The sequence below is a fragment of the Terriglobales bacterium genome (assembly GCA_035543055.1).
Lineage (GTDB): Bacteria > Acidobacteriota > Terriglobia > Terriglobales > Acidobacteriaceae > JAIQFD01.
The window spans coordinates 1-4,546 of the sequence record DATKKJ010000104.1; the positions used below are offsets into that span (position 1 = coordinate 1).

The 4,546-nt window shown below is 65.0% G+C and carries 3 protein-coding genes; all 3 read left to right on the forward strand.

The window, feature by feature from the left end:
* Positions 1–791 (forward strand): sodium/proton-translocating pyrophosphatase (locus tag VMS96_07770; protein ID HVP43315.1); only part of this gene is annotated, 791 nt, incomplete at its 5' end.
* 146 nt (positions 792–937) lie between these two features.
* Positions 938–3,736 carry a pyruvate, phosphate dikinase gene (ppdK, locus tag VMS96_07775; protein ID HVP43316.1) on the forward strand — a complete coding sequence of 933 codons (2,799 nt, stop codon included), beginning with the start codon at positions 938–940 and terminating at the stop codon, positions 3,734–3,736.
* A 348-nt stretch (positions 3,737–4,084) separates the two neighbouring features.
* Positions 4,085–4,546 (forward strand): glyceraldehyde 3-phosphate dehydrogenase NAD-binding domain-containing protein (locus VMS96_07780; GenBank protein ID HVP43317.1); only part of this gene is annotated, 462 nt, incomplete at its 3' end.

Sequence of the window (4,546 nt, forward strand, 5' to 3'; positions counted from 1 at the left end):
GAGGCATCACCGAGATGTCCGGCGCCCCGGAGAGCGCTCGTCACATCACCGACTCCCTTGACGCCGTGGGCAACACCACCAAGGCGCTCACCAAGGGCTACGCCATCGGCTCGGCCGCGCTGGCGGCCTTCCTGCTGTTCAGCGCCTACCTCGACAAGGTGGAACTCATCCGGCGTGTACTCGGGCGACCGGCGGCCGAGGTGGCGGCCTCGCACACCGTCGACCTGGGGAAAACCACCGTGTTCGTCGGTGCCATGATTGGCACGATGCTGGTCTTCCTCTTCAGCTCGCTGGCCCTGCGCGCCGTCAGCAAAACCGCAGAAGGCATCATCGAAGAAGTACGGCGCCAGTTCCGCGAGATCCCCGGCCTTCTGCAGGGGCAGGGGCGCGCCGACTACGCCCGCGCCGTGGACATCACCACGCGTGGGGCCTTGCGCGCCATGATCGCACCGGGCGTGCTGGCGGTGAGCGTGCCGATCATCGCCGGCGTGCTGCTCGGGGCCGAGGCGGAAGCCGCCCTGCTGATGGTCGGCACCATCAGCGGCATCGTGCTCGCCAGTGTGATGAACAACGGTGGTGGCGCGTGGGACAACGCCAAGAAGTACATCGAGGCGCACGGGGTGCGCAACGACCAGGGACAACTCGAAAGCAAGGGCAGCGAGGCGCACAAGGCAGCGGTCGTCGGCGACACGGTCGGTGATCCGTTCAAGGACACCGCTGGCCCATCACTGCACGTACTGATCAAGTTGCTCTCCACGATCACACTGGTCCTTGCCGCTCTCTTCATCTGAGCGCTACCGGAGCAGTCTCGAGGACGTATCATTGCGATTCATGGCAACAGCCTGCGGGCGCTGGGCCGGTGGCCGGGGCAAACCTGGAAAGGCCCAGCTGGCGCCCGGCTGGCCTTGTGGAACAAACCAAACACGGGAGGGGTATCATGGCAAACCGGAACTTCGTTTTCGCGTTCGAAGCAGGGGACGGCAAGAACAAGATGCTTCTGGGCGGCAAGGGCGCCAATCTTTGCGAGATGACCCAGATCGGGCTCAATGTTCCGCCGGGATTCGTCATCACCACCGAGGCTTGTCTCGCGTACCTGGAGAACAATCGCCTGCCCGATGGGCTCATGGACGAAGTGCGGGCTCACGTGAAGGCCTTGGAGAAGCAGACGGGCAAGGGCTTCGGCAGTCCCGTCAACCCGCTGCTCGTGTCGGTGCGCTCCGGCTCGGCCATGTCCATGCCAGGGATGATGGACACCATCCTCAACCTCGGGCTCAACCCGGACACGCTGAATGGGCTGATCGCGGCGACCGGGAACCCGCGCTTTGCCTATGACGCCTACCGCCGCTTCGTCCAGCTCTACGGGAAAATCGCGCTGGGCGTGCCCGACGAGCTGTTTGACGCAGCTATGAACGCGGCCAAGCGCCGGCACGGCGCAGCGCAGGACGTGGACTTGTCCGCCGAGAATCTCAAGGAACTGGCGGACGAGTTCGCCGCCATCGTCGCCAGGCACACCGGGCAGTCGTTTCCCAACGACCCCTGGAAGCAGCTCGAGATCGCGATCGGCGCGGTGTTCCGCTCCTGGATGGGCAAGCGCGCCGTGGACTACCGCAAGCAGTTCAAGATCACCCCGGAGATGGCGAACGGTACCGCGGTCAATGTCTGCACCATGGTGTTCGGCAACCTGGGCCAGGACTCCGCCACCGGGGTGGGCTTCACCCGCAACCCGGGCACTGGCGAGAACCTGATCTACGGCGAATACCTGGTGAACGCCCAAGGCGAGGACGTGGTCGCCGGCATCCGCACGCCCAAGCCGATTGCCGCCATGGAAACGGAGATGCCCGAGCTGTACCGGGAGCTCATGGAGCTGCGCCACCGGCTCGAGTCGCACTACCAGGAAGTGCAGGATTTCGAGTTTACCATTGAGCGCGGCCGGCTCTTCTGCCTGCAGACGCGAAACGGGAAGATGAACGCCCACGCTATGGTGATCAGCTCGGTGGAGATGTTCCACGAAGGGATCCTCACCAAGGAGCAGGCGCTCACCCGCATCCAGCCCGCGCTGCTCGAGCAGCTCATGGTGCCCACACTCGATCCCGCCTTCCGCGCGGAGCCGCTGGCCCAGGGGCTGGCCGCCTCGCCGGGCGCCTGCTCAGGCAAGATCGTGTTCGATGCCGACACCGCCGCGCTGCGCGGCAAGCTGGGCGAGAAGGTCATCCTGGTGCGCGAGGAGACCAAGCCGGAGGATATCCACGGCTTCTTCGCCGCCCAGGGCATCCTCACCTCCCGCGGCGGCAAGACCTCGCACGCGGCGGTGGTGGCGCGCGGCATGGGCAAGCCCTGCGTGTCGGGCTGCGAGGCGATCCAGATCGACGTGCGCGAGCGCCGCGCCAGGGTGGGCGACACGACCTTCGCTGAAAGCGACGTCATCACCATCGACGGCTCCAGCGGCAAGGTCTATCCGGGGCAGATCCCGACCGTGGAGGCACATGTCTTCGCCGAACTCGGCGAAATCCTGTCCTGGGCGGACGAGGCGTCGCGGCTCAAAGTGTTCGCCAATGCCGACACGCCGCACGACGCCGCGCGCGCCCGGCGCTACGGCGCGAGGGGGATCGGCCTGTGCCGCACCGAGCGCATGTTCAACGAGCCCGATCGGCTGCCCATCGTGCAGGAGATGATCCTGGCCGAGAGCCCGGAACAGCGGCGCGCTGCCCTCGACCGGTTGCTGCCGATCCAGCGCGCAGACTTCAAGGGCATCTTCAAGGAGATGCAAGGGCTTCCGGTGACCGTACGCCTGCTCGATCCCCCGATCCACGAGTTCCTGCCGACCGCCGCTCAGCTCGAGTTCGAGATCAACCACCTGCGTCACCTGAGACGCGCCGTGCGCAGGATGGAAGAATTGCCCGAAACCCTGAAGATGCTCGACCCGGACCTGCACAAGGAATACGTCACCAGCCTGGAGCGGCTGCACGGGGCGCTCAACACCTACCACAGCGCACACCGCGACGACGACCTGCTCGCCCACAAGCAGGCGATGCTGAGGAAGGTCCACGCGCTGTCGGAAGTGAACCCCATGCTCGGCCACCGCGGCGTGCGCCTCGGCATCACCTATCCCGAGATCTACGAGATGCAGATCCGGGCGGTCCTCGAAGCCACCGTCGAGTCCGTCAAGGAAGGCGTGGAGGTGCACCCGGAGATCATGGTGCCGCAGGTGTGCACGGTGGAGGAGCTGAAACGGGTGAAGAGCATGGTGGACGCCATCCAGCAGGACGTGGAGGCCCGCTGCGGAGTGAAGCTCACGTTCGAATTCGGCACCATGGTCGAAGTGGTTCGCGCCTGTATGCGCGCGGGGCGCCTGGCAGAAGTGGCGGAGTTCTTCTCTTTCGGCACCAACGATCTCACCCAGGCCACCTTCTCGTTCTCGCGCGAGGACGCGGAGAACAAGTTCCTGCCGATGTACAACGAGACCAGGATCCTGCGCGACAACCCGTTCGAGGTGCTGGACGTGAAGGGCGTGGGACGCCTCATGCAGCTCGCCGTGCAATGGGGACGCGAGACCCGCCCCGACCTCACGATCGGCATCTGCGGCGAGCACGGCGGGCACCCGGAATCCATCCGCCTGTGCCACTATCTCGGCCTCGACTACGTCTCCTGCTCCGCCCCGCGGGTGCCGATCGCGCGCCTGGCCGCCGCCCACGCCAAGCTCAAGGAGAAGGGATACGACGAGCGGATGTTCGTGTAGGGACACCGCCTCGCTTCAAGGACCTCTTCTTTGTCCCTGTTTGGCAACGGCTTCCTAGAGAGACGTCCGGTCAAGGTCTCGAACTTGAGAAAGCGATCCATTTCGCAGATCGCCGCACGAGGATTCCCGGCGGGTTTTCAATCCACCGCGCGGTGAGCCCCGTTATGGAACCGCGGTTGCATATCCACATCGGCGACGCAGGTCGCAGTCAGGTGCGAGAGGTTGCGGTTGTCATCGGCCATCGTACCGTGTGCCCTGCGGACACCGCGTAGAACTCCGCGCGTAGTGTTCCGAGCTAGTGTTGCGGGGTGATCCGGTGCTTAATCGCAAGAAGGGAGGTCGACGACCATGGCAATCCATGTAGGCATCAATGGCTTCGGTCGAATCGGGCGTCTGGTCTTCCAGGCGCTCTGTGACCAGGGACGCCTTGGCAAGGACATACGCGTCCTCGGTGTCGTCGACGTCAGTACCGACGCCGACTACTTCGCGTACCAGATGAAGTACGACTCGGTCCACGGCCGCTTCAAGCATCCCGTCGCCACCACGAAGAGTAGTCCATCCGTCGAGGCTAACGACGTCCTCGTCGTCGGCGGTGAGGAGGTGCAGTGCATCTTGGCGGCGAAGGAACCCAGCCAGCTGCCCTGGAAGGCGCTGCAGGTCGACTACGTTATCGAGTCGACGGGCCTGTTCACCGATGCCGCGAAGGCCAAGGGCCATCTGGCAGCGGGAGCGAAGAAGGTCATCATCTCGGCGCCCGGCAAAGGCGACGTCAAGACGCTGGTGATGGGTGTCAACGAGGGCGAGTACGAC